Below are 24,589 nucleotides of genomic sequence, written 5' to 3' on the forward strand. Positions count from 1 at the left end.
CCGCCGAGCATCCACATCGGACCTCCCCGCGATCCTGCCCCTCGTGCGCGAGTTCTACGGCGTGGACGGGCACGACTACGACGAGGAACGCGTGACGGCCGCCCTGGGGCCGCTGCTCGCGGACGACCGGTACGGCCAGGTGTGGCTGTTCGACACCGGCTACGCCGTGGTGACGTGGGGCTACTCGCTGGAGTCCGGCGGCCGGGACGCGCTGCTGGACGAGTTCTTCGTGCGCAACCGGGGCGGCGGCGTGGGCGGGCGGGTCATCGCCGAGCTCGTGGCGGCGTGCCGGGCGGCGGGCGCGCGGAAGGTGTTCCTGGAGACCGAGGCGCCCAACGACGCGGCGCGCCGCTTCTACCGGCGGCACGGCTTCGAGCCGGAGGCGTCCACCTGGATGAGCCGGGTGCTGTCAGACCAGTAAGCGGTCCCGCAGTTCGCGGTCGCGCAGCAGGGACAGCACGGGCTCGTCCAGCACCCGCGCCGCGCCCGGCATCAGGGCCAGCCGCAGCATCGACTGGCACACGTCGGCGAACGGCTGCCACCGCACGGTCAGCACGGCCTCGCGCATCTCGTCGGCCGCGCCGCGGTCCCGTCCCCGCGCCCACCGCAGCAGGCTCGCCACCACGACGCGGCGCGCCTGCTCGCGACCGCGCGTCAGCACCGGCCGGTTCAGCCCGCACACGTCGATGGTCGCCTGCCCCTTGGGCGTCAGCGCCACGTACGTGCCGAGCGCGAGCGTGAGCAGCAGGTGGTCGAACGGGTCCTCGGCGGTCGGGTCGACCAGGAGCGGGGTGCCGTCGCCCGCCAGCGGGAACCGGTCGCGCTTGAGGTTGCTGTTGCACGTCGAGCAGGCGAGCAGGTGGTTGAGCCAGTCGAAGGTGCGCAACGGGTTCCGGGACAACGGCTCGAAGTGGTCGATGTCGGTGCCCTGGCTGTCACCGCAGTACATGCACCGCTGGTGGCCGGGCGCCATGTCCTCCAGCAGCCGCCGCAGCGGCGCGTGCACCGAACGCCGCACCGCGGCCCGCTTCCACGCCGCCCGCGCCGTCCGCACCCGGTCCGGCGCGGCGGTGATCTCGTCGGTCAGCGGGACCAGCCGGCCCGCGAGGTCGTCCGGCAGCGCGGTCCGGGACAGCCGGATCACGGCTCCTCCCGCGCGATGCGGGTCAGCACCTCGTGCGCCCGCGCCACCGGCGAGCTGGTGAGCATCCGCTTCAGCTTCTCGTAACGGCGCACGGCGCGGGCGTCGGCCGTCCCGCCGAGCACGGCGACCTCCAGCGCGACCAGTTCCGCGCGCAGCCGCTCCGCCCGTTCGGAGTAGGGCGTGTCGAGCCCGAACAGCTCGGACAGCACGGCGTCGTCACCGCTGCCGTACACGATCCGCTCGTGCAGCGCCCGGTCGACGACCCTGGGCGGCTCCTGCTGGTCCGGGCCGGGCAGGCGGACGAGGCCGCCCGGATCGGCCGCCTGGCACAGGTACGGGCTGTGCGTGGTGACGATGAACTGCACGTTCGGGAAGTGCTCCTTGAGCCACCCGCCGATCCGCTTCTGCCACGACACGTGCAGGTGCGCGTCCGCCTCGTCGATGATGACGACGCCGGGCGCGGTCAGCGCGAGCCCGCCCGCCTTCGTGGGCTCGGTCCGCAGCGCGCCGTAGGACTCGTAGAGCTGCTTGATGAGGTCGACCACGAGCGAGGCCACCGTCCGGTAGCCGTCGCTCATCTCGCGCAGCGGGAAGCGGTGGTCGCCGTTGTGCACCCACAGGCCGTCCGAGTCGACGCCCTCGATGCGGTAGTCGTCGGGCAGCAGGCCGTCGGACAGGACCGCGAGCGCGACCGTCTTCAGCTCCTCAGCGCCCTGCCTGCGCTCCAGCGACCGCAGGTGCTGCTCGATCAGCCAGCCGACGCCCTCGGCGAGCGAGGCGTCCTCGTGGAACAGGGTGGCCAGCCGGGACACGGGGCCGGAGTTCGACATCAGCCGCTGGGCGTCGTTGGTGGCGCCGACCATGCGCCGGAACGGCCCGTAGGCGGCGCAGAACCAGCCGGTGGGGTTGTCCTGCCACGGACCGCGCGTCGCGGCCGTCCTGCTGCCCTCCAGCTTCTCCCTCAGCGACGGCTGGAGGCCGCGCCGGTAGCCGCGCGGCTCGTCGTCCGGCATCGTCCAGACCAGGCCGGCCCAGAACTCGCCGGACGGCCGCCTGCCCTTGCCCGACCAGCGCTCGGCGTGCTCGTCGCGGGTGAACCGGACCTGGGCGACGGCCTCGCGCCGGCCCGCGGTCACCCAGTTCTCGAAGTCCGGGACCAGGTTGCGGGCCACCGCCGGACCGCCGAGCGCCAGGGCGATCGCGTGCAGCAGGGAGGTCTTGCCGGAGCCGTTGCGGCCGGCGATCACCGTCCAGCCGGGCGCGGTGAGCTTGAGGTCCACTTCGCGGGCGCCGTGAAATCCCTTGATGTTCCGCAGCCGGACCTGCGAGATGTACATGCCGCCGACTGTAGTGGGGAGGGGGGTGGCTACCGTCGGCGTCGCGGGCCGGTGGGGCCGTACGGCGTGGCATGCGTCGCGGGCGCCCGAACCCGCGACCGCGCAGCCCCACCGGCGGGGCTCATCTTATCGGGTGAGTATGCACCTTATGAACGTTCGAACGTGTGAACCGGGAAAGGGTGCGCGCGCCCACTAGGGTGTTCGCAGTTCTTTTCAGCGAGGAGCGATCCGAATGGCAGCTGTCCAAACCCGACGCAAGCGCAAGCTCGGGCAGTTCCTCAACGCGCTGCGCAAGCGCGCGGGCAAGACCGAGATCGACTACCACGCGTTGACCCGCAAGACCCAGTCGACCCTGTCGCGTATGGAGAACGGGTACATCAGTCCGAGTTGGACCGAGCTGGGCGCGCTGCTCGGGCTCTACGGCGCGACAGACGACGAGCGGCGCGAGGCCGAGGCGCTGTGGGAGGACGCGAAGCAGGACAGCACGAGGTTGGCCAACGCCGCCGCCTTCACGCCCGAGGCGCGCACGTACGCGCGCCAGGAGGCGGACGCGGCGGAGGTGCTCACGATCGAGATGATCGTCATCCCCGGACTGCTCCAGACCGCCGCGTACGCCGCCGCCGTCCGCCTGGCGGGCCGGCGGTTCCTGGACCCGTCGGTACCGGTTGACCAGGCGGTCGCGGCGCTGGCGAGCCGCCAGCGCCGGCTGCCCGGACTGCGGCTGCACGCGGTGATCGACGAGGCGGCGCTGCACCGCGCCGTCGGCGGGCGCGAGGTCATGCTCGACCAGTTGTCGCACCTGCTGGAGATGGCCAAGCAGCCCAACATCACCATCCAGGTGATCCCGTTCGGCGCAGGCGCGTACGGGACCATGTCGGGCGGCGGCGCGACCGCGCTCAGGTTCGACGCGGGTGATCCCTCCTCCGTGTACCTGGAGTACGCCGGTGGAGGCAAGTGGGTGGACAATCCCGCCGATGTGGAGAAGTACCTGCTTCACTTCGAGGACATGGCAAGCGAGGTCGCTCTGTCGCCCAAGGAGTCGGCTTCACTGATCAGAAAACTGGCAACCGCACTGAAGGAAACATGAACACGACTAAGACGTGGCGTAGAAGCTCTCATTCAGGCGCGGGCAACAACTGCGTCGAGCTGGCCGTCGACCGCGCGGTCACCGTCGTTCGTGACAGCAAGCGTCCCGGCCCCGAGCTGGCCTTTGCGGACCGTCCTTTCCGCGCGTTCCTCACCGCACTGCGGCATACCTGACCGGCTCACCCCTCCCGCCGACCGCCCGCGGTGCCGCGACCACGCGTCCCGCGGAGCGGGCGGCCCGCACAGTGGACGGTGCCGGCACACCGGCGTCCCGTCCGCGTCCCGTAGGACCGCCCACCTGACCCGGGGGCGGTTTTCCCCGGCCGGTGCCGGTTCCGTCCGGCGACGACGTACCCGGCCGACCGCCCGCGTGGTCGCGCCGACGGCGTCGTCGGGGGCATCCCGCGCCGGGTCGCCGGCGACCGCGGTCGGTTCGAGGTTCCGCAGGACCTCGACGGCCGTGGCGTCGGCCCCGGAAGGCCGAGGCGGGGACCGGACCCACTCCGCGTGACGTCGGACCGCGCCCCGATGGGCCGTTCGTGGCGCGCGTCGACCCCGATGGCTCCGCGCCGCCCGGCGTCCGCCGACGCGCCCGGTCGGGTGATCGCCCCTTCGCCCGGCGCCCCGACGGCCGCGATCGGCTTACCCCACGCCATCGCGAGGACTGCTCGCATCAAAGGGCGTGCGCCGTCGCGGTGTACCCGTTGTCGTCCACAGTGGACTCCGGATCGGTCGGCGGGACGGCGCCGGCCACGGCCCGGTGCCCGCCGAGCGTTCCCGGTGCGCGCGAGGTGGTATGGGTGAGCGGTGCACGACGAGCAGCGGGCCGGGACGCCCGGCGGAGGCGGCGGGCCGGCCGGGCGCGCCCGCGGCGTGCCGCCCGCGCCGCTCACCTCGGTCGCGCCGCCGCTCAAGCGCCTCACCGGTCCGGTGCGCGGACGTGCCGACCTGGTCGCCGCCGTGACCGCCGTGCGCGGCGGCGCGGTCGCGGTGCTGTGCGGCGCGGGCGGTTTCGGCAAGACCACGGTCGCGCTGGAGGTGGTGCGCGGGCTGCCGGACGTCTGGTGGGTGGACGCCTCCTCGGCGGGCAGCCTGTCGGCGGGCCTCGCGGAGGTCGCGCTCCAGGCGGGCGCGGACCCGACCGGCGTGCGGGCGGCCTGGTCCGGCGGTGGCGGTTCGGCGATCGAGCTGCTGTGGCGGCACCTGGACCACCTGACCCGCGACTGGGTGCTCGTGCTCGACGGCGCCGACGACCCCCGGGTGCTCGCGGCGGACGGCCACCGCGTCGGCGACGGCAACGGGTGGCTGCGCACCCCGGACGCGCACGGCACGATCCTGGTCACCAGCCGCGCGAGCGCCGGCTGGCCGCCCGACGCGAAGGTGTTCCCGGTGCGCGGCCTGCCGCCCGCGGACGGTGCGCGGGTGCTGCTGGACCTGGCCGACGCGGGCTCGGCCGCGGACGCCGAGGAGCTGTCCCGCCGGCTGGGCGGCCTGCCGCTGGCGCTGCGGGTCGCCGGGTCCTACCTGGCGGTGGCGGCGTCGGCGCTCGCGCTGCCCGGCCTGGAGGCGCCGACGACGTTCCGGGACTACCGGGCGAGGTGGGAGGAGCGGTTCGCCGAGCTGGCCGACGACGAGACCGCGCCGGCACGGGAGTCGCCCGCCCGCACGTGGGAGATGTCGGTCGACCTGCTCGCCGACCGGGGCCGGCCGCAGGCCCGACCGCTGCTGCGGCTGCTGTCGACGTTCGCCGACGCGCCGGTGCCCGCGTTCCTGCTGGACGCGACCGTGCTCGCCGAGTCGGGGCTCCTGCCCGGTGTGACGGCGGCCAGGCTGTCCGTGCTGCTGCGGGCGCTACAGGAGGTCGGCCTGCTGGACGTGGTCGCGGAGCCGGCCCAGTGCCTGCTGGTGCACCCGGTGATCCGCGAGGCCAACCGGCACCGGCCCGACTACGCCGAGCACCGGGCGCGGTACCGGGGCGTCGCGGTGGACGTGCTGGCCCGCGCGGTCGAGCCGCTGGTCGACGGCGACCCGGCCGCGTGGCCGCGCTGGCACCTGCTGCTGCCCCACGTGGCGGCGCTCGCGCCCGTCGACGACCCCGCGCGCGACCTGGCCGCCGCGGCGCTGCTGAGCCGGGGCGCGGACTTCTGCGCCGAGGTCGGCCGCACCGCCGTCGCCGAGTCGCTCTACCGGCGGTCCATCGCGCTCGGCACGGCGGCGGCCGGCGTCGACCACTGGCACGTGTCGAGCGCCCGCCACGCGCTGGGCCACGTGCTCAAGGCGCGCGGCGACCCGGCCGGCGCGGAGCGCGAGCTGCGCGCGCTGGCCGCCGACCAGGCCGAGCGGCTGGGCGCGGCCGACGCGGCGACCCTCAACACCCGCAACTGCCTGGCCAGGGCGGTCCAGGACCAGGGCAGGTGGGACGAGGCGGAGGCGGAGTACCGGCAGGTGCTGGCCGAGCGGGAACGGGTGTTCGGCCCGACCTCGCCCGCCGCCCTGTCCACCCGGCACGACCTGGCGCACCTGCTGGAGGACCGGGGCGACCTCGCGGGCGCGGAGGCCGAGCAGCGCGTCGTCCTCGCGGCGCTGCGGCGGCGGTGCGCCGAGCACGACGCCGAGGTCGTGTCGGCGCGGTCGCGGCTGGCGGACCTGCTACGCCGGCGCGGCCGGTGGGACGAGGCGGAGGCCGAACTGGTCGACCTGCTCGCGCTCTCGCGGTCGGTGCGCGGCGCGGAGCACCCCGACACGCTCGGCGTGCTGCTGGGACTGGCGGCCCTGCTGCGCGAACGCCGCCGGGTGGACGACGCCGAGCGGCACTACCGCGACCTGCTGGCGGCGTGCACGCGCGTGTTCGGCCCGGAGCACCCGCGCACGCTGACCGCGCGGCACGGCCTGGCGCACCTGTGCCAGGAGCGGGACGACCCGGCGGGCGCGGAGGCGGGGCACCGCGCGGTGCTCGCGATCCAGGAGCGGACGGCGGGCGCGGGCGACCCGGCGACCCTGCGCACCCGGAGCTGCCTGGCCCGGCTGCTGGTGGCGCGGCGGCGGTTCGCCGAGGCGGAACGGGAATTCCGGGCGGTGCTGGAGCACCGCGAACGCGCCTACGGCCCGCGGCACCTGCTCGTCCTCGCGGTGCGCCACCAGCTCGCGCACGTGGCGGAGGCGCGCGGCGACCTCGCGGCGGCCGAGGCCGGGCACCGCGCGGTGCTGGCGGACCAGTCGGCGGCGCTCGGCCCGCTGCACCCGGAGACGCTGATGAGCCACTTCTGCCTGGCGGGCCTGCTGCGCGAGCGCGGGCGGCCGGTGGAGGCGGAGGCCGCGTTCCGCGCGACCGTCGAGCTGGAGACGCGGGTGTACGGGGCGGAGCACGCCAACACCCTGGTGAGCCGCCGCTCGCTGGCCGGCGCGCTGGCCGACCTCGGACGGCACGAGGAGGCGCTGGACGCGTACCGGGAGGTGCTGGCCGCGCAGGAGCGCACACTGGGTGCGGACCACCCGCAGACGGCGCGCACCCGCGACCAGTTGGCGGCCCTGCGCGACCAGGGCGGCGCGCCGGCCTGACTCCCGGCCGAAATCCCCATGACCGTCCTCGGTGGACGGTGCGAGGTCAGTGGCCGACCCGGCGGAGCAGTTCGGTGACGGTGCGCGCGCCGTGCAGGAGCGCGTCGACGACCCTCCGCTCGTGCTCCGGGTCGAGCCTGCTCAGCGGCACCGAGCAGCTCATGGCGTCGAGGACGGGGGAGCGGTAGGGCAGCGCCACCGCGAAGCAACCCACGCCCGGCGTGTTCTCCTCGCGCTCGTGGGCGTAACCGGCGGCGCGGACGTCCGCGAGCTGGGCGTGCAGCGCCTGGTGGTCGACCACGGTGCCGGGGGTCAGCGCCGTCAGGCGCGCGGGCAGGATCGCGTCCACCTCCTGCGGCGTGCGCGCCGCGAGCAGCGCCTTCCCCGGCGACGTCGAGTGCGCGGGCAGCCGCCGGCCGACCCGCGAGACGGCCCGCAAGTGCTGCTCGGACTCCCGGCCGGCGAGGTAGACCACGTCGGAGCCGTCGAGCCGGGCGAGGTGGACGGTCTCGTCGACCTCCCGCCGCACCTGCTCCATCACCCGCGTGGCGACCCGCACGACCGGGTCGTGGTCGAGGTAGGACGTGCCGACGAGCAGCGCGCGGACACCGATGCCGTAGGCGCCCCGCACGGGGTCGGGCTCGACCCAGCCGCGGGCGACGAGGGTCTGCACCAGCATGTAGAGGCTCGACTTCGGGTAGCTCAGCCGCCGGTGCAGCTCGGTCAGCGTCAGCGGGCGGTCGGACGCCGACAGCACTTCGAGCAGCTCCACGGTCCGGTCGGCCGATTTGACCGCGTTCGGCCGGGCGGGTGGCGCGGGGTCGGTCACCGGTCCTCCACGGGGATGTCGGGCGGCTGAGGACACGTCGCTGTGACGATCCTGACAGCGCCGTCCCGAGGTTCACAACCACGCCGCGCGTTCAGGTACGTGAAGGCGGAAGGGATCTTCCGCCGGCCCGTCACCACGGCCGTCCCGTTCGCCTGAACGGGTAAACCCGCGTTCGCCTGAACGGGTAACTGTCAAAAGGGCGGGGCAACCCCGCCGCGCGGTGGCTCCGTCCTCACCACATGAGAAGCCTAGGAACCGCGATCGGTGCCGGTGCGCTGCTGCTCGTCGTGCTGACCGGCTGCGCCTCGACCCAGCCCTCGCTCGACGCGGGCAGCGGCGGTCCGACGCTGACCACCGCACCGTCCAGCCCATCGCCCACCACGGAACCGGAGTTCGAGAGCCCCGTGCCGCCGGGCGCCAAGGAGGTGCCCCCGGACAAGCTCGACGCCTCGGCCGTCCCCGAAGGCACACCGCGCACGGTGTGGAGCGAGGGCGACGGCAGCACGCTGGGCCTGATCGGCCAGGAAGGCGGCTGCGGCAAGGCCGGCGTCGAGATCGCCGAGCAGGGCCCGCAGACCGTCAAGCTCGTCATGGTGGAGACCACGCCGGCGGACGCGGAGGTCTGCACGATGGACATCCGCTACCCGCCGCTGACCGCGCAACTGGACGCGCCGCTGGGCGAGCGCTCCGTGGTGCTCAGCACGCGGCAGGACACCAGGTAGACGTTCACCCCTCCCCCCGGTGCCCGGTCGGCCTGCCCCGTCGGCCGGGCACCTCCCCGTGCAACCACCGGGCGCGGCAGTACCGTCCTACCGCTATGAGGAACGTCAGAGCCGCTGTGGTCCTCGCGGCGCTCGCCGTGGCGGGGTGCGGTGGCGACGGGTCGCCCTCGGCCCCGCCCCCGTTCTCGCCCAGCCCGTCGTCCACGCCGTCGGCCGCGCTGCCGACATCGTTGTCACTGCCCGGCGTGCCGACGGCCCAGCCACCGCCGCAGTCGACCGCGCCGCCGTTGCCGCAGGCCAGGCAGGTGCCCGCGGACCGGGTCGACGCCGGCGCGCTGTCCGACGCCTACCGGCGCGACGTCTCGGTGTCGGCGGACGGCCGCACCGTGCAGGTCTTCAGCGTGTCCGGCGGGTGCAAGCGGGCGTCGGCGGAGGTCGAGGCGCAGTCGGCGGACCAGGTGCTGATCACGCTGGTGACGACGTACTACCCGGCGAGCGGCGAGGTGTGCACGGAGGAGCTGTTCGCCGTGCCGGTGGACGTGGTGCTGGACGCGCCGCTGGGTGAGCGCCGGATCGTGCTGGAGGCGCGTGAGCGGACCGGGTGACCGGTCGGGCGCGCTCCTCGCCGTGCGGCACCACCGTTCCCCGGACGGCGGCGCCGTTTCCCGGAAAGCCGGTCGGTGCGGGAAGCCGGTCAGCGCGGGGAAGCCGGTCGGTGCCGGGAACCCCGCCGCACCCGGACACCGCCGCGCCGAATCCACCGCCGCGTCGAATCCACCGCCGCGTCGAATCCACCGCCGCGTCGAATCCACCGTCGCACCGAATCCACCGCCGCGCCGAAACCCGTCCGGTCCGCCGAAGCCGGGCCGAAGCTCCTCCGGCCCGCCGAAACCACGCCGGAAGACTTCGGCACGACCCGACGTCGCCGGAATTGTCGGTACCCCCGTGGGACAATGGAAACCGGGGGCCGGAGGCCGACCCCCGCTGCCCCGAACCCCTACTTCCGGAACGAGATCTGGAGGGTCGGCGTCGAGGTCTCCGCGAAGAAGTCGTTGCCCTTGTCGTCCACCACGATGAACGCCGGGAAGTCCTCGACCTGGATCTTCCAGACCGCCTCCATCCCCAGTTCGGGGTATTCCAGCACCTCGACCTCGCGGATGCAGTCCTGCGCCAGCCGCGCCGCCGGCCCGCCGATCGAGCCCAGGTAGAAGCCGCCGTGCGCCTGGCAGGCCGCCGTCACCTGCGCCGACCGGTTGCCCTTCGCCAGCATCACCATCGAACCGCCGGCCGCCTGGAACTGCTCCACGTACGAGTCCATGCGGCCCGCCGTCGTCGGCCCGAACGAGCCGGACGCGTAGCCCTCCGGCGTCTTCGCCGGACCGGCGTAGTACACCGGGTGGTCCTTCAGGTACTGCGGCATCGGCTCGCCCGCGTCGAGGCGCTCCTTGATCTTGGCGTGCGCGATGTCCCGAGCCACCACCAGCGGACCGGTCAGCGACACGCGCGTCTTCACCGGCAGCCGGGACAGCGTGGCGCGGATCTCCGACATGGGCCTGGTCAGGTCGATGCGGACGACCTCGTCGGACAGGTCCTCGTCGGTCACCTCGGGCAGGTACCGGGCCGGGTCGCGCTCCAACTGCTCCAGGAAGACGCCCTCCGGGGTGATCTTCGCCTTGGCCTGGCGGTCCGCCGAGCAGGACACCGCGACGCCGACCGGGCAGGACGCGCCGTGCCGGGGCAGGCGGACCACGCGCACGTCGTGGCAGAAGTACTTGCCGCCGAACTGCGCGCCGATGCCGAAGTTCCGCGTCAGCTCCAGCACCTGCCGCTCCAGGTCGAGGTCCCGGAACGCGTGGCCGGCGGCCGAGCCCGCGGTGGGCAGGCCGTCGAGGTACCGGGCGGACGCGAGCTTGGCGACCTTCAGGTTCTGCTCGGCCGACAGGCCGCCCACGACCACGGCCAGGTGGTACGGCGGGCACGCCGCCGTGCCCAGCGAGCGCAGCTTCTCGTCGAGGAACCGCGCGAGCCGCGTCGGGTTCAGCAGCGCCTTGGTCTCCTGGTACAGGAACGTCTTGTTGGCCGAGCCGCCGCCCTTGGCCATGAACAGGAACTCGTACTTCGGGGCCGTGCCGGGCGCGGCGAACAGGTCGATCTGCGCGGGCAGGTTCGTCCCGGTGTTCTTCTCGTCCCAGAACGTGACCGGCGCCATCTGCGAGTAGCGCAGGTTCAGCTCCTGGTACGCCTCGAAGATGCCGCGCGACAGCGCCTCCTCGTCGGCGCCGCCGGTCAGCACGGACTCGGTGCGCTTGCCCATCACGATCGCCGTGCCGGTGTCCTGGCACATCGGCAGCACGCCGCCCGCGGAGATGCACGCGTTGCGCAGCAGGTCCATCGCCACGAACCGGTCGTTGCCGCTGGCCTCCGGGTCGTCGACGATCGCCCGCAGCTGCGCCAGGTGCGACGGTCGCAGCAGGTGCTGGATGTCCCGGATCGCCTCCTTGGCGAGCAGGGTCAGCGTGGCCGGCTCGACCTGGAGGAACTGGCGTCCGGCGGCCTCGACCACGGACACGCCGTCCGGCGTCACCAGCCGGTACTCCGTGTGGGTGTCCTCGGCCAGCGGCAGGACGTCGGTGTGGTGGAAAGCGGTAGCCAAAGGCACGTCGCGGGCTCCCTTGCGCGCGTTCGGGTTCCGACGAACCTATACCGCGCGGTGCCGTCCGACGTGCCGGCCGGGGTGTGATTCGCGTCGTGGTCGACCCCGGCGCGACGCACCCGCGCGCACGGGGGTTCCCGCCCGCCGACGCGGCTCGCGGGGGCGGGTGAACGCGGAAGGCCGGGCCGGCCCCCGACCGCCCCGACCTTCCTCAGCGTGCGACGACCTCCACGTGATGGGGTGGAGGAGGTCGCATGGCTCGTGTAACACGCGACCGTGCCGTGAGCGCGGTCACAAGTCAATCCGGCCGAACGGGTGAAGCGACGCCGACCCGCGACGCCGACCCGCGGCCCGGCGCGTCCCCGGTCCGCCGACCCGGTCGACCCGCGAACCCGGCGGCCCGGTCAGCGCACGCGGCCGCTGGCCCGTGACCCGGCGCGGGCGCGGAGCCCGGCGGCCCGGTCGACCGGCGCGACCGCGACCCGTCAGCTGGCGTAGGCGCGCAGCTTGGCGGCCCGCTCACCCTGCCGCAGCTTGGACATCACCTCGCGCTCGATCTGCCGCACCCGCTCGCGGGACAGGCCGAACTGCTTGCCGATCTGGTCCAGCGTGCGCGGCTGCCCGTCCTCCAGGCCGTAGCGCAGCCGGATCACCGCCTGCTCGCGCGGCTCCAGCGTCGCCAGCACGCGGCGCAGGTCGTCCTGGAGCAGGCCGGAGATGACGGCGCTCTCGGCGTCGGTGGCGTCCGAGTCCTCGATGAAGTCGCCCAGCGGGGCGTCCTCCTCGGTGCCGACCGGCATGTCCAGGCTCACCGGGTCGCGGGCGTGGTCGAGCAGGTCGGACACCTTGTCCGGCGTCAGGCCGGATTCGCGGGCCAACTCGTCGTGCGTCGCCTCGCGCCCCAGCTGCTGGTGCAGGTCGCGCTTGATCCGCGCCAGCTTGTTCACCTGCTCGACCAGGTGGACGGGAAGGCGGATGGTGCGGCCCTGGTCCGCCATTCCCCGGGTGATCGCCTGCCTGATCCACCACGTCGCGTAGGTCGAGAACTTGAAGCCCTTGGTGTAGTCGAACTTCTCGACCGCGCGGATCAGACCCAGGTTGCCTTCCTGGATCAGATCCAACAGCGGCATTCCACGGCCGGTGTATCGCTTGGCCAGCGAAACGACCAGCCGCAGATTCGCTTCGAGAAGGTGGTTCTTTGCCACGTGGCCGTCGCGGACCAGCGCGCGCAGTTCCTCGCGGCGCGTCGCGGACAACCCGGAACCCGTCTCCAGCATGTGCTGGGCGAAGACCCCCGCCTCGATCCGCTTGGCGAGTTCCACTTCCTCGGCCGCGGTGAGCAGCGCTGTCTTGCCGATCCCGTTCAGGTAGACCCGAACCAGGTCGGCGGCCGGTCCCTGGGCGTCGAGGTCCAACTCGGCGCTCGTGGTGGTCGTCTCGTTCCCGACCTCGCGGTCGAGGACCTTCGGGACGGTCATGGAGCTCCCTCCCCCTTGTCGCGGGCTGGCAGTGCGGTCACGCTTCCCGCGCTGCGCCGCGCGGCGTCGCCTTTCGGCCCCTGTCACTGGGGGAAACGTCGACCGGATCGAAATGGTTCCCGTCTCCCAGCACTGAAGACGTCACTGCCGTCACAGCGGTTGCGCCGCGAATCCTGAGGATTGGCTGAGAAGGACCTAGAGTTCGACCAACACGGTGAACGGACCGTCGTTCGCACTCCGCACGGACATCATCGCGCCGAACCGCCCCGTTTCCACTCGCGCGCCCTTCCGGCGCAGTTCCCGCACCACCGCCTCGACCAACGGTTCGGCGTCCTCGGGCCGGGCGGCGGCCGTCCAGGACGGCCGCCGCCCCCGGCGCGTCTCGCCGTAGAGGGTGAACTGGCTGACGACCAGCAGCGGCGCGCCCGTCGTGGCGCACGACTGCTCGTCGCGCAGGACGCGCAGCTCGTGCAGCTTGCGGGCCATCAACGGGGCCTTCTCCGCCGTGTCCTCGACGTGGATGCCGAGCAGCACCAGCAGGCCCGGCTCGTCGATGGCGCCGACCCGCTCGCCGTCGACGGTCACCTCGGCCTCCGTGACGCGCGCCACGACCGCCCTCACGCGGGGACCACCATGCCGTGCCGCACCAGCTCGCGGACCACCGGCAGCGCCGCGCGGGCCAGCGCGTCGGCGTCCAGGTCCTGGGCGTACGCGAGCAGCGTGACCAGGTCCGCGAGCGGCAACGCGCCCCGGAACCCCGCCAGCAGCCGGGCGGCGGTCTCGTCCAACTCGTGCTGCCAACCGGGCCCGTCGGTGCGGTGCAGGCGGCGCACGACCGGCTCCCAGCCCTCGTCCGACGGCGCGGAGACCTCCTCCAGCAGCACGCTCCCCGGCACGGTGAACCGGGTGGCCAGCAACTGCTCGTCGTCGTGCTCGCGCAGCCACCGCACGCGGTCCAGCCACGCGGCGGACTCCGGGCCCAGCGGGTCGTCATAGGCGTGGCGCAGGTCCTCGCACACCACCTCGGGGTGCGCGACGTCGGTGCGGCGCAGGGTGACGAACCCGAAACCGACGCCCTCGACGTCGTTCGCGGCGAACCAGTCGAGCCACGCGTCGGCCTTCGCCCGGCCCTCGGCCGACCGGGGGTCCACGCCCGCGTCCCGCAGCCACGTCCCGACGTACAGCGCGGGGTCGGCCACGTCCCGCTGCACGAACCACGCGTCGACGTGCTTGGGCAGCCACCCCGACACCCGGTCCGCCCAGTCCTCGCCCTTGCGGTGCAGCCAGGACGCGAGCAGCTGGCCGACGCCGCCCTCGTTCAGGAACGCGGGCAGCTGCCGCACGACCAGGGCGCTGGCGTCGTCGCCGCTCAGCCCCGAGTCGCGGTAGACGTAGTCGACGCGCGGCGGGCCCACCACGAACGGCGGGTTGCACACCACCTGGTCGAACGACCGGTTGCGCAGCGGCGCGAACCACTCGCCCCGCCGCAGCTCGACGTCGACCTCGTTGAGCCGGAAGGTGCCCTGCGCGAGCCGCAGCGCCCGCTCGGACAGGTCGGTCGCGGTGATCCGCTCGGCGTGGCGGCTCGCGTGCAGCGCCTGGACGCCGCAGCCGGTGCCCAGGTCGAGCAGCGTGCCCACCGGGCGGCGGGAGGTGGCCCTGGCCAGGCTGATCGACGCGTGGCCGACGCCGAGCACGTGGTCGGCGGGCACCGGTCCGCCGCGCTGGTCGGCGTCCAGGTCGGCGACCACCCACCACGAGCCGTCGTCGTCGCCGTACGGGCGGATGTCCAGCCCGGCCCGCAGCCGGTCGCCGGACCGCACGAGCACCTGCGCCGCCAGCGCCCGCTCGACGTCCAACCCGTCCAGGGCGGCGGCGACGTCGGCGGGCCGCTCGGCGTCGCCGAGCAGGAACAGCCGGATCAGCGTGCCCAGCGCGCCGGCGTCCCGCGAGACCCGCCGGGCGGCCTCCGGCTCGCCCCGGCCCAGGGCGGCGTGGGCCTGCGGCCCGAGCACGCCCACCACCCCGTCGGCGTGGTACCCGGCGGTCAGGAATGCGTCGCGCAGCCGCGCGGTCAGCTCAGTGGAGAGATCAGGAAGCACAGCCAATCCTCCCGCGCCCACCCGCCCGTCGCCGGCGAGGGTGGCCGCGCGCCGCCACCGGTCACCCGGCGGCCGAGGGGCGGCGCGCCCCGATCGCCAGCGTGATCGCCATCGCCAGCCGCTGGTCCGGGTCGTCCAGCGGCAGCGAGGTCACCTCGGCCATCTTCTGCATCCGGTACCGCAGCGTGTTGGGGTGCACGGACAGCGCCTTCGCCGCCTCCCTGGCGTCGCCCTGCGCGGCCAGCCACGCCTGGAGCGTCATCGCGTACTGCGTGCCGAACGCCCGGTCGTGCCGCACCAGGTCGGCCACCGGCCCCCGGCCGGGCAGCCGCCCCGACTCGGCCACCGCCGCGAGCCTGCGCAGCAGCACCTGCGCCCACGCCTGGTCGTAGACGACGGGCTCACCGGACGCCAGCGCCAGGCACTCGTCGGCCTCGTGCCGGGACGCGGGGAGCTGCGCCGCGTCGGCCCGGCCACCGATGCCGGCCGCCACGACGGCCTCCGCGGGCAGCTCGCGGATCAGCGACCGCACCCACTCGACCGCGATCACCGGGTCCTCGCCGCACGGCAGCACCGTGTAGAGGACGTTGCCGAACAGCGCGCTGCGCCCCGGCCGCGACCAGCCGAACCCCGCCGTGGCCCGCTCGAACGCGAGCAGCGCCGCGCCGTGCTCGCCCTCGCCCGCGTGCGCGTGCACCGCGATCACCCGCAGACCGGTCGACGGCAGCCCGAGCCTGGTGAGGTTGGCCGGCACGCCCTGGTCCAGGACGCTGATCACCAGGTCGGCCTCGGCCTGCCGTTCGAGGTCCGCGCCCGCCCGCGCGCGCAGCAGGTGGAGAGCGGCGGTCCGCGCGCCGTCCTGGAGCGCGGCGTGGCGGCCCGCGTCGACGTCGGCCTCCACCTCGACCCAGATCGAGCCGAGCAGCTCCCGGCCCGCCCGGACGGCGACGACCAGCCGACCGCCGAGCTGGTCGGTGAGCTTGGGCACGAACAGCGGCTCGTCGCTGCGGGTGAGGTGGGTGAACACGCCGTAGTCGTCCAGCGCCTGCCGGGCCTCGTCGGGCACCCGGCGGCCGAGGATGGTCTGCACGCGCACCTGGTCGACGCCCTGCTGCCGGTAGGAGTAGGCCAGCACGCGCGACTGCTGGTCCTCGATCGTCACGGGGCCGCCGACCACGGCCGCGATGGCGTCGGCCACGGCGAACAAATCGCCCGAGCCCTCCCGCTGCCCGCTGAGCACCAGCGTGTGCGCGACGTTGGCCAGCTGGCCCCACGGCACCGACGGGTCCACCAGCAGCACCGCCGCGCCCGACCGCCGGGCCGCCGCGACGATCCGCTCGTCCAGCGGGGGAGCGCCGTGCAGCACCACGGCCGCCGCGTTCGTCGACCCGACCAGCCGGGCCGCCGCGGCGGGCGAGGGCACGCCGAGGCCGAGCAGCACGTCGTCCGGTGCGACGGTGGTGTGCTCGGTCGGGTCGTGCAGGGCGACACCGCGCAGCTCGACGTCCCGGCCGCGCGGCGCGCAGCTCAGGTGCGTGCCCAGGCTGCCGAGCACGTCCACGAGCCGATCAAGGGCCACCACGGTCGGATCCTACGGTCGGCGCGGTGCCGGCGCGGTCGAGTGGGACCGATCGTGGGCACGCGTCGCGCGGCGGGCGACGGGCCCACCGGGATCGCGCGGGTGACAACGGCTTCCGCGACGGCTTCCGCGACCCGCCGCCGACCGTGTGGCCGGTCACCGCGGGCGGAATACCTCGCCCGGCAGGTGTCGCCCGCGACCGCGGAGTGGGACGATGGAACACATGGTCGACCACGAGCGCGACGGGGCACCGGTGCTCATCACCGAAGCGGCGCCTTCCTACGAGGACCAGCACGCCGCGCGCAAGCGCAAGTACGCGATCATGATGGGCGCCCGCATCCCGTGCCTGGTCCTGGCGATGGTGTTCTACCAGACCTGGTGGCTGGCACTGGCGTTCCTCGTGCTCTCCGTGCCGCTGCCGTGGATGGCGGTGCTCATCGCGAACGACCGCCCGCCCCGCAAGGCGGAGCAGGCCAACCGGTTCGTCAAGGAGCGGCGCGCCCTGGAAGCCAGGGGCCATCAGGTCATCGAGGGCTGAGCACCCACCGCGGCCACGGCCCGCGCCGCCGCCGTCACCCCGCCCGCCAGGGCGTCGTGGCGGGACGCGCCGGCCAGCCACGCGGCCAGCAGCCCGGCGTCGAACGCGTCGCCCGCGCCGGTCGAGTCCACGCACTCGACGGGCAGCGCGGGCACCGACACCACCCCGTCCCGGTCCACCCAACTGGCCCCGTCCGCGCCGGACGTGAGCGCCACCGCGCCCACGACGTCGAGCAGCGCGGACGCCGACGCGGGCGCGGCCGACCCGGTGAGCGCGACCAGCTCCTCGGTGTTGGGCAGCAGCAGGTCGACGCCGCGGACGTCGTCGAGGAAGCCGTCGTAGATCAGCGCGGCGGACTGCGGGTCCACCGACGTCGTCAGCCCGGCCCGGCGCGCCGCCTCCAGCACGGCCAGCCCGGCGGGCCGCGACGTGGCGTCCAGCAGCACGTACCCCGACAGGTGCAGGTGCGCGGCCCCGACGAGCAGCCCGGCGTCCAGGTCGCCGGGGGAGAACCGGGCGTTCGCGCCGCGGTCGGGCAGCATGGTCCGCTGCCCGGCGTCGTCGACCAGCACCACGACGCAGCACGTGGCCGCCTCGGTGTCGACGGCGAACGCGCAGCGCACACCGGCCGACGTCAGCTCGGCGTGCACCTGCCGCCCGGCGGAGTCCGCGCCCACCCGCGCCACGAGCGTCGGCGACGCGCCGCAGGCGGCCAGCCACACCGCGGTGTTGGCCCCGGCCCCGCCGGGCTCGATGGTCACCGACGCGCGCGAGTCGCCGCCGTGGACGATCGGTCCGGAGTGCCGCGCGACGACGTCGAGCCCGGCGTCGCCGACCACGACGATCCCGGTCACCCGCGCAGCTCCACGGCCACCTGCGCGGCCAGCGCGGCGTTGGCCAGCACGAGCGCCTCGTTGGCGTCCAGGCTCGCGCCGCCGCTCGCGCCGTGGAAGTGCTCCAGCAGCGCGGGCGTGACGTCCTTGCCGTGCACGTCGCGGGTCAGCTCCAGCCCCTCGGCCAGCAACCGGTCGTGCAGCTCGGCGGCCATCTCGGACCCGGACGGGATCGGGTTGGCCAGCAGCACGCCCGACGCGCCCGGCACGGACGCGCGGTGCGCGGCCACGACCGCGGCGGCCTCCGCCGGCGTGTCCACCCGCCACGGCACGCGGTGGCCCGACTCGCGCCGGTAGAACGCGGGGAACTCGTCGGTCCCGTAGCCGAGCACGGGCACCGAGCGGGTCTCCAGCAGCTCCAGTGTGGCCCCGATGTCCAGGATCGACTTCACCCCGGAGCACACGACGAGCACCGGCGTGGACGCCAGCACGTCCAGGTCGGCGGACACGTCCCAGGTCTCCCGCGCGCCCCGGTGCACCCCGCCCAGCCCGCCGGTGGCGAACACGTCGATGCCCGCGGCGTGGGCGAGGGCGGCGGTGGCGGCGACCGTCGTCGCACCGTCCCGCCCGAGCGCGAAGGCGGCGCCGAGGTCCCGCCGCGACAGCTTGACCAGGTCGTTGGCGGGGTCGCACACGTGGTCCAGCTCGGCGTCGGTCAACCCGACCCTGGCCACGCCGCCGAGCACGGCGATCGTCGCGGGCACCGCGCCCGCCTCGCGGACGACGGCCTCGATCCGCGCGGCGACCTCGCGGTTGCGCCCCGGCGGCAACCCGTGCGACAGGATCGTGGACTCCAGCGCGACCACGGGCCGGTTGCCGGCCAGCGCGGTGCGCACCTCTGGGGTGATGCTCGGCGTGCTCACGAGGGGCCATCATCCCAGGTAAGCTGGGGGCGTGAGCACGCAGACCCTCCCTGACGTCGAGACCCGGCCCGAAGGCACGGACCACACCGGGGACGACACCCCGAAGATGTTCCACTACGTGCGCAAGGCGAAGATCGCGGAGAGCGCGGTCATGGGCACGCACGTGGTGGCCCTCTGCGGCGAGGTCTTCCCGGTGACGAAGTCGCCCAAGCCCGGCTCGCCCGTCTGCCCGGAGTGCAAGAAGATCTACGACGGCCTGCCCAAGGGCGGCGGCGGCGAGTGAGCTGACCACCGCACCACCACTGCCCCGACACCCCGCGGTGGGTGCCGGGGCACGACGCTGTCCGCGCCCCTCCGGCGGGCGCGGTCGTCAGCCCACGGCGCCGCCGACGTCCTTGAGCCGGGCCGCGCCACCGGCGTCCGCCCCGTCACCGTTCGCGGACGTCTTGTCCCCTGGCCGCCCCGACGCCCCGCCGGGAGCCTGACCGGGCTCCTCGCCCGACACCCCGTCCGACACCCCGTCCGACGCCTCTCCCGACGCCTCGGGCCGCGCACCGCCCCGACGTGCCCAGGCGGCCTTCCCCTCGTCGGCGCGGATCCGCTCGGCGGCCCGCTCCAGCTCCAGCCGCCGCCAGCGCCGCCGCTGCCGGCGCGTCATCCGGGCCGGCCACATCTCCTGGATGGCGCTGTTGAAGTACGCGCCGATGGTGATCGCCAGCCCGATGAAGAACGCGAACAGCAGGAACGCGATCGGCGTCGCCAGCGCGCCGTAGGTGTACCCGGTGGTGGTGATCCACCGGATGTAGAGCCGCAGCCCGATCGACGACAGCACGAACACGGCCATCGCCAGCACCGCGCCGGGCACCAGCCGGTGCCACGGCAGCTTGTTCGGCAGTGACACCTTGTACAGCGTCGCCAGGGCCAGCACCAGCAGTACCGCGATGCCGGGGTAGTAGAACGCGCTCAGCCAGAACTCGATCGTGGGCCGCCACCCCGTGGGGAACAGCAGGAGCAGCAGGTCCGGCCCCAGCGCCAGCACCGGCAGCCCGACGATCAGCAGCACCAGGCTCGCCACGTACAGCAGCAGGGCGAAGATCCGCTGCCACACCTCGTTCCGCACGCCGTACTGGTCGTGCGCGGCGGTGATCGCGTCCACGAAGGACGACATCGCGGACGACCCGGCCCACAGCGAGATCAGGAAGCCGACCGAGACGATCTCGCCCTTGCCGGTGGTCAGGATCTGGTCGACGGTGGGCGCGATCACACCGCTGACGACGTCGCCGCTGAAGATCGTCCGGCAGAACGAGATGATCCGGTCCTTGACGGCGCTGACCACCTCGGGCCCGAGCCAGTCGCCGAGGTAGCCCATCGACCCGAGCAGCCCCAGCAGCAGCGGCGGCAGGGACAGGGTCTGCCAGAACGCCGCCTCGGCGGCCTCCGAGAAGATGCTGCCCTCCCACGCCTTGGACAGCGTGCGCGCCAACAGCCGCAGGGCGCCCTTCCGGGGCGCGCTGCGCGTGTTGCCGTGTGGTGTCTCGTCGGTAGGCGAACCCATCGCAACGTCCAGCATGGTGCATCGCGGGTGATTTCGCGGCATCGGCGCCGTGGTGTCGCGACCGCAACGGGTAGGCTGTCGGTGCCCTCGACGGTGACCACCACGAGGGCATTCGCATGTCCGCGCGCGTCCGGACGCCGCTGAGCCGGAGAGAAGGGGTTCGAGGTTTGTCGCAACCGCAAGTCGCCACGACCCGTCCCCTGCGCGCGTGGCAGCGCCGCGCGCTGACCAAGTACCTCGCGGCCAAGCCGAAGGACTTCCTGGCGGTGGCCACGCCGGGCGCGGGCAAGACCACGTTCGGCCTGCGGGTCGCCGCGGAGCTGCTCGCCGACCGCACGGTGGAGGCCGTCACGGTCGTCACGCCCACCGAGCACCTCAAGCACCAGTGGGCGCAGGCGGCGGCCGAGGCGGGCATCGCGATCGACTCGAACTTCCGCAACACCAACGCCGTCACGTCCCGCGACTACCACGGCGTCGCGCTGACCTACGCCCAGGTGGCGGCGCACCCGACGCTGCACCGGGTGCGGACCGAGCAGCGCAAGACCCTCGTCCTGCTCGACGAGATCCACCACGGCGGCGACGCGAAGTCGTGGGGCGACGCCATCCGCGAGGCGTTCACGCCCGCCGTGCGCCGGCTGAGCCTCACCGGCACGCCGTTCCGCAGCGACGACTCGCCGATCCCGTTCATCACCTACGAGCCCGGCCCGGACGGCACGCAGCGCAGCAAGCCCGACCACTCCTACGGCTACTCCGACGCGCTGAAGGACGGCGTCGTCCGCCCGGTGATCTTCCTGGCGTACTCGGGCGAGGCGAGCTGGCGGACCAGCGCGGGCGAGGAGTTCTCCGCGCGCCTCGGCGAGCCGCTGACCCAGGAGCAGACGGCGCGGGCGTGGCGGGTCGCGCTGGACCCGACGGGCGAGTGGATGCCGTCCGTGCTCAAGGCGGCCGACCAGCGGCTCACGCAGCTGCGCAACGGCGGCATGCCGGACGCGGGCGGGCTGGTGATCGCGACCGACCAGACCGTCGCCAAGGCGTACGCCGAGATCCTCAAGCGCGTCACCGGGCACGACGCCACGCTCGTCCTCTCCGACGACCCGAAGGCGTCGGGCCGCATCGCGGAGTTCTCGCGGTCCACCGAGCGCTGGCTGATCGCCGTCCGGATGGTGTCCGAGGGCGTGGACGTGCCGCGGCTCGCGGTCGGCGTGTACGCGACGAGTTCGTCGACGCCGCTGTTCTTCGCCCAGGCCATCGGGCGGTTCGTGCGGCAGCGGGCCAAGGGCGAGACGGCCAGCGTGTTCCTGCCCAGCGTGCCCGTGCTGCTCGGGCTGGCCAGCGAGCTGGAGCAGCAGCGCGACCACGTCCTGGGCAAGCCGCACCGGGAGAAGGACGGCTGGGACGACGAACTGCTGTCGCAGGCGAACCAGGTGCAGGACGAGCCGGGCGAGGAGGAGCGGGCGTTCACGGCGCTCGGCGCGTCGGCGGAGCTGGACCAGGTGATCTACGACGGCTCGTCGTTCGGCACGGCCGCGTTCGCGGGCAGCGAGGAGGAGCAGGAGTACCTGGGCCTGCCCGGCCTGCTGGAGCCGGACCAGGTGCGGGCCCTGCTGCGCCAGCGGCAGGAGAAGCAGCTCATCGAGGCGGGCAAGAAGGCGGCGCCGGTCGCGCCGCCGCCACCGCAGCCGGCCAGGCCCGCGAGCGTGCAGGAGCGGTTGGGCCAGCTGCGCAAGGAGCTGAACACGCTGGTCGCGATGCACCACCACCGCACCAAGAAGCCGCACGGCAAGATCCACAACCAGCTGCGCGAGTACTGCGGCGGCCCGCCGACGGCGATGGCCAGCATCGAGCAGCTCGAAGAGCGCATCGCCACGCTGCGCTCCTGGTGACCGGTCGCCCGTGACGGACGCGGGCGACTGATCCGTTCGGTCCAAGCATCATTACTCCGGGTTATCCGCTCGTTAGCTCATCGTGGTGACTTGATCGGTCCAGTGCGCTTCCGATGACCGCCTGCCGAGGCATACGTTGTGCGCCACAACATTTCCCTCGCAGCTCGGGAAGGGATGGCGGATGCGCAGCAGGAGCCTCGCCCTCGTCGCCGTCGGCACCGGCCTCGCCGTGGCCTTGACGGCGTGCGGCGCCAACACGTCCGGCGGTGGCGGACCCTCGGGAGCCACCACGAACAGCGGGTCGGGCGGCGCGAAGGTCGGCGTCATCCTCCCCGAGACGGCGACGTCCGCGCGGTGGGAGGGCTTCGACAAGCCCCTGCTGGAGCAGGCGCTCAAGGCCAGGGGCCTCGACCCCGACATCCAGAACGCGCAGGGCGAGGTCCAGAAGTTCACCACCCTCGCCGACGGCATGATCAACGCCGCGGTGAAGGTCCTGATCATCGCCGCGCCCAACAGCGAGGTCGGCGCGGCGGTCGCGAAGAAGGCGCAGGCGCAGGGCATCCACGTCATCGACTACGACCGCCTCAACCTCGGCGGCAGCTCGGTGTACCACGTCTCGTTCGACAACGTGAAGGTCGGCGAGCTCCAGGGGCAGGGCCTGGTGCAGGGCTTGGCGGAACTCGCGCCCGGCAAGAAGCCCGCCGAGGTCATCGAGATCGAGGGCGCGCCCACCGACAACAACGCCACGCTGTTCACCGAGGGTCAGAAGAAGGTGCTCCAGCCCAAGTACGACGCGGGCGACTACGAGCTGGTCCGGTCGCAGCCCATCGAGGGCTGGGACAACCAGAAGGGCGGCACGACCTTCGAGCAGATCCTGACCGGCAACGGCCAGCAGGTGGACGGCGTCGTGGCCGCCAACGACGGGCTCGCCGGCGCGGTGATCACCGTGCTGAAGAAGTTCGGCCTGAACGGCAAGGTGCCCGTCACCGGCCAGGACGCGACGCCGGAGGGCCTCCAGGCGGTGCTGCGCGGCGACCAGTACATGACCGTGTTCAAGCCCATCGCCGAAGAGGCGGAGGCGGCGGCGAAGCTGGCGGACGCGCTGGCCAAGGACGACACGGCGGCGGCCGACGCCCTGGCGACCGGCGTCAGCAAGGACCCGAAGAACAACCGCGACGTGAAGTCGATCCTGCTGACCCCGCAACTGATCACCAAGGACAAGGTCAAGACCGTGGTGGACGCCGGCTTCGTGAAGGCCACCGAGATCTGCACCCCCGAAACCCAACCCACCTGCACCACCCTGGGCATCAACTAACCCCACCCACCCTTCCAGTACTCCGCCTTCCCTTCCCCTCCCTCCGCCCCTTACCTCGATGTCGCGCAGCGACGAGCCCCCCGCCTTCCTCCGCTTCTTACCTCGATGTCGCGCAGCGACGAGCCCCCCGCCTCGCGAGGCCGCCGTCGGGTTGTCGCGCCTGATTTCCCGCCGATCACGCTTTTCGATCGGCGGGAAATCAGGCGCGATGGCCCGACCACAGGGCGGCCGAGCCGCCGCGACGGAGTCGCGGCCATCCAACACAGGAGCCCAAGTGACCGAGCCGATCCTCGAACTGCGCGGCGTCAACAAGAGCTTCGGCCCCGTGCACGTCCTGCACGACGTCGACTTCGCCGTCCGGGCGGGCGAGGTGACCGCGCTGGTCGGCGACAACGGCGCGGGCAAGTCGACCCTGGTCAAGTGCATCGCGGGCATCCACCCGGCCGATTCCGGCGAGGTCCGCTTCGCCGGCCGCCCGGTGCGGGTGAACGGGCCGCGCGACGCCGCCGCGCTCGGCATCGAGGTCGTCTACCAGGACCTCGCGCTGGCCGACAACCTCGACATCGTCCAGAACATGTTCCTGGGCCGGGAACGCGGCCGGTTCGGGTTGCTGGCCGAGGCGGAGATGGAGCAGGCCGCCCGCAGGACCCTGACCTCGCTGTCGGTCCGCACGGTCAAGTCGGTGCGCACGCAGGTCGCGTCGCTGTCCGGCGGGCAGCGGCAGACCGTGGCGATCGCCAAGGCCGTGCTGTGGAACAGCAAGGTCGTCCTGCTGGACGAGCCGACCGCGGCGCTGGGCGTCGCGCAGACCCGCCAGGTGCTCGACCTGGTGCGCAGGCTCGCCGAGCAGGGCCTCGGCGTGGTCCTGATCAGCCACAACATGAACGACGTCTTCGAGGTCGCGGACCGCGTCGCGTGCCTCTACCTCGGTCGGATGGCGGCCGAGGTGCACACCAGGGACGTCACCCACGGCCAGGTGGTCGAGCTGATCACCGCGGGCCGCTCGGGCGAGCTGGGCATCGCCCGCCCCGAATCCGCGACCATCTGAAGGACC

At 73.7% G+C, this 24,589-nt stretch carries 22 protein-coding genes; 11 read left to right on the forward strand and 11 right to left on the reverse strand.

The annotated features are described in order from the left end of the window. Positions 1-43 precede the first annotated feature (43 nt). On the forward strand, positions 44-421 hold the full coding sequence (locus C8E97_RS09710) for a GNAT family N-acetyltransferase (RefSeq protein WP_246018778.1): 378 nt from the start codon (positions 44-46) through the stop codon (positions 419-421). Here the strand turns inward: C8E97_RS09710 and C8E97_RS09715 are convergent. Both C8E97_RS09715 and C8E97_RS09720 read right to left on the reverse strand, forming a co-directional pair. Then, positions 410-1,144, reverse strand: a complete 735-nt coding sequence (locus C8E97_RS09715; RefSeq protein ID WP_121003641.1) for an HNH endonuclease — start codon at positions 1,142-1,144, stop codon at positions 410-412. The two genes, C8E97_RS09710 and C8E97_RS09715, sit on opposite strands and share 12 nt — an antisense overlap. After that, on the reverse strand, positions 1,141-2,481 hold the full coding sequence (locus C8E97_RS09720; RefSeq protein ID WP_121003643.1) for an AAA family ATPase: 1,341 nt from the start codon (positions 2,479-2,481) through the stop codon (positions 1,141-1,143). Before C8E97_RS09720 ends, C8E97_RS09715 begins: the two co-directional genes overlap by 4 nt. A 232-nt stretch (positions 2,482-2,713) precedes the next feature. On the opposite strand from C8E97_RS09720, the gene C8E97_RS09725 reads away from it, so the two are divergent. The 3 genes from C8E97_RS09725 to C8E97_RS09735 all read left to right on the forward strand — a co-directional run bounded on the left by C8E97_RS09725 (position 2,714) and on the right by C8E97_RS09735 (position 7,125). Further along, on the forward strand, positions 2,714-3,568 hold the full coding sequence (locus C8E97_RS09725) for a helix-turn-helix domain-containing protein (protein WP_121003645.1): 855 nt from the start codon (positions 2,714-2,716) through the stop codon (positions 3,566-3,568). Beyond that, the gene (locus C8E97_RS09730) at positions 3,565-3,741 is read left to right on the forward strand and encodes a DUF397 domain-containing protein (protein ID WP_121003647.1); all 177 of its coding nucleotides are present in this window, start codon (positions 3,565-3,567) and stop codon (positions 3,739-3,741) included. Before C8E97_RS09725 ends, C8E97_RS09730 begins: the two co-directional genes overlap by 4 nt. Positions 3,742-4,374: 633 nt before the next feature. After that, entirely contained in the window at positions 4,375-7,125 is a 2,751-nt protein-coding gene (locus C8E97_RS09735; protein ID WP_121003649.1) for a tetratricopeptide repeat protein, read from the forward strand. 46 nt (positions 7,126-7,171) lie between these two features. On the opposite strand, the gene C8E97_RS09740 is transcribed toward C8E97_RS09735, so the two are convergent. After that, positions 7,172-7,954 carry an IclR family transcriptional regulator gene (locus C8E97_RS09740; protein ID WP_121003651.1) on the reverse strand — a complete coding sequence of 261 codons (783 nt, stop codon included), beginning with the start codon at positions 7,952-7,954 and terminating at the stop codon, positions 7,172-7,174. Positions 7,955-8,193: 239 nt separating this feature from the next. Between C8E97_RS09740 and C8E97_RS09745 the strand changes: the two genes are divergently transcribed. Together C8E97_RS09745 and C8E97_RS09750 are read left to right on the forward strand one after the other, a co-directional pair. Then, a complete protein-coding gene (locus C8E97_RS09745; protein ID WP_121003653.1) occupies positions 8,194-8,676 on the forward strand; it encodes a hypothetical protein in 483 nt (160 codons plus the stop codon). 95 nt (positions 8,677-8,771) lie between these two features. Next, positions 8,772-9,281, forward strand: coding sequence for a hypothetical protein (locus C8E97_RS09750; RefSeq protein WP_147455040.1), 510 nt, complete (start codon positions 8,772-8,774; stop codon positions 9,279-9,281). A 392-nt stretch (positions 9,282-9,673) separates the two neighbouring features. Here C8E97_RS09750 and C8E97_RS09755 read toward each other — a convergent pair whose 3' ends face one another. The 5 genes from C8E97_RS09755 to C8E97_RS09775 form a co-directional block, all read right to left on the reverse strand. Then, positions 9,674-11,335, reverse strand: a complete 1,662-nt coding sequence (locus C8E97_RS09755; RefSeq protein ID WP_425470503.1) for a fumarate hydratase — start codon at positions 11,333-11,335, stop codon at positions 9,674-9,676. Between the two features lie 479 nt (positions 11,336-11,814). Further along, the gene (locus C8E97_RS09760; protein ID WP_121003659.1) at positions 11,815-12,807 is read right to left on the reverse strand and encodes a sigma-70 family RNA polymerase sigma factor; all 993 of its coding nucleotides are present in this window, start codon (positions 12,805-12,807) and stop codon (positions 11,815-11,817) included. Positions 12,808-13,002: 195 nt separating this feature from the next. Next, positions 13,003-13,428 carry a D-aminoacyl-tRNA deacylase gene (gene dtd, locus C8E97_RS09765; protein ID WP_121003661.1) on the reverse strand — a complete coding sequence of 142 codons (426 nt, stop codon included), beginning with the start codon at positions 13,426-13,428 and terminating at the stop codon, positions 13,003-13,005. Further along, complete coding sequence (locus C8E97_RS09770) at positions 13,425-14,909, reverse strand: DUF7782 domain-containing protein (protein ID WP_121003663.1); 1,485 nt, start codon at positions 14,907-14,909, stop codon at positions 13,425-13,427. Before C8E97_RS09770 ends, dtd begins: the two co-directional genes overlap by 4 nt. 61 nt (positions 14,910-14,970) lie before the next feature. Next, positions 14,971-16,491 carry a PucR family transcriptional regulator gene (locus C8E97_RS09775; protein WP_121003665.1) on the reverse strand — a complete coding sequence of 507 codons (1,521 nt, stop codon included), beginning with the start codon at positions 16,489-16,491 and terminating at the stop codon, positions 14,971-14,973. A 220-nt stretch (positions 16,492-16,711) separates the two neighbouring features. On the opposite strand from C8E97_RS09775, the gene C8E97_RS09780 reads away from it, so the two are divergent. Further along, positions 16,712-17,026, forward strand: coding sequence for a DUF3099 domain-containing protein (locus C8E97_RS09780; protein WP_121003667.1), 315 nt, complete (start codon positions 16,712-16,714; stop codon positions 17,024-17,026). Here C8E97_RS09780 and C8E97_RS09785 read toward each other — a convergent pair. Further along, entirely contained in the window at positions 17,008-17,880 is an 873-nt protein-coding gene (locus C8E97_RS09785; protein WP_121003669.1) for a carbohydrate kinase family protein, read from the reverse strand. The two genes, C8E97_RS09780 and C8E97_RS09785, sit on opposite strands and share 19 nt — an antisense overlap. Continuing rightward, a complete protein-coding gene (locus tag C8E97_RS09790; RefSeq protein WP_121003671.1) occupies positions 17,877-18,782 on the reverse strand; it encodes a pseudouridine-5'-phosphate glycosidase in 906 nt (301 codons plus the stop codon). Before C8E97_RS09790 ends, C8E97_RS09785 begins: the two co-directional genes overlap by 4 nt. 31 nt (positions 18,783-18,813) lie before the next feature. On the opposite strand from C8E97_RS09790, the gene C8E97_RS09795 reads away from it, so the two are divergent. Further along, on the forward strand, positions 18,814-19,065 hold the full coding sequence (locus C8E97_RS09795) for a DUF3039 domain-containing protein (protein WP_121003673.1): 252 nt from the start codon (positions 18,814-18,816) through the stop codon (positions 19,063-19,065). 87 nt (positions 19,066-19,152) lie between these two features. On the opposite strand, the gene C8E97_RS09800 is transcribed toward C8E97_RS09795, so the two are convergent. Next, complete coding sequence (locus C8E97_RS09800) at positions 19,153-20,337, reverse strand: YihY/virulence factor BrkB family protein (protein ID WP_246018779.1); 1,185 nt, start codon at positions 20,335-20,337, stop codon at positions 19,153-19,155. A gap of 167 nt (positions 20,338-20,504) precedes the next feature. Here C8E97_RS09800 and C8E97_RS09805 point away from each other — a divergent pair, with 167 nt between their 5' ends. The 3 genes from C8E97_RS09805 to C8E97_RS09815 all read left to right on the forward strand — a co-directional run bounded on the left by C8E97_RS09805 (position 20,505) and on the right by C8E97_RS09815 (position 24,583). Beyond that, a complete protein-coding gene (locus C8E97_RS09805; RefSeq protein ID WP_121003675.1) occupies positions 20,505-22,220 on the forward strand; it encodes a DEAD/DEAH box helicase in 1,716 nt (571 codons plus the stop codon). Positions 22,221-22,401: 181 nt separating this feature from the next. Further along, on the forward strand, positions 22,402-23,535 hold the full coding sequence (locus C8E97_RS09810) for a sugar ABC transporter substrate-binding protein (RefSeq protein WP_121003677.1): 1,134 nt from the start codon (positions 22,402-22,404) through the stop codon (positions 23,533-23,535). 274 nt (positions 23,536-23,809) lie between these two features. Further along, complete coding sequence (locus tag C8E97_RS09815; RefSeq protein ID WP_121003679.1) at positions 23,810-24,583, forward strand: ATP-binding cassette domain-containing protein; 774 nt, start codon at positions 23,810-23,812, stop codon at positions 24,581-24,583. The last annotated feature ends 6 nt before the right edge of the window (positions 24,584-24,589 follow it).

Origin of the sequence: Saccharothrix australiensis, assembly GCF_003634935.1 — a bacterium.
In the GTDB taxonomy this organism is placed as follows: domain Bacteria; phylum Actinomycetota; class Actinomycetes; order Mycobacteriales; family Pseudonocardiaceae; genus Actinosynnema; species Actinosynnema australiense.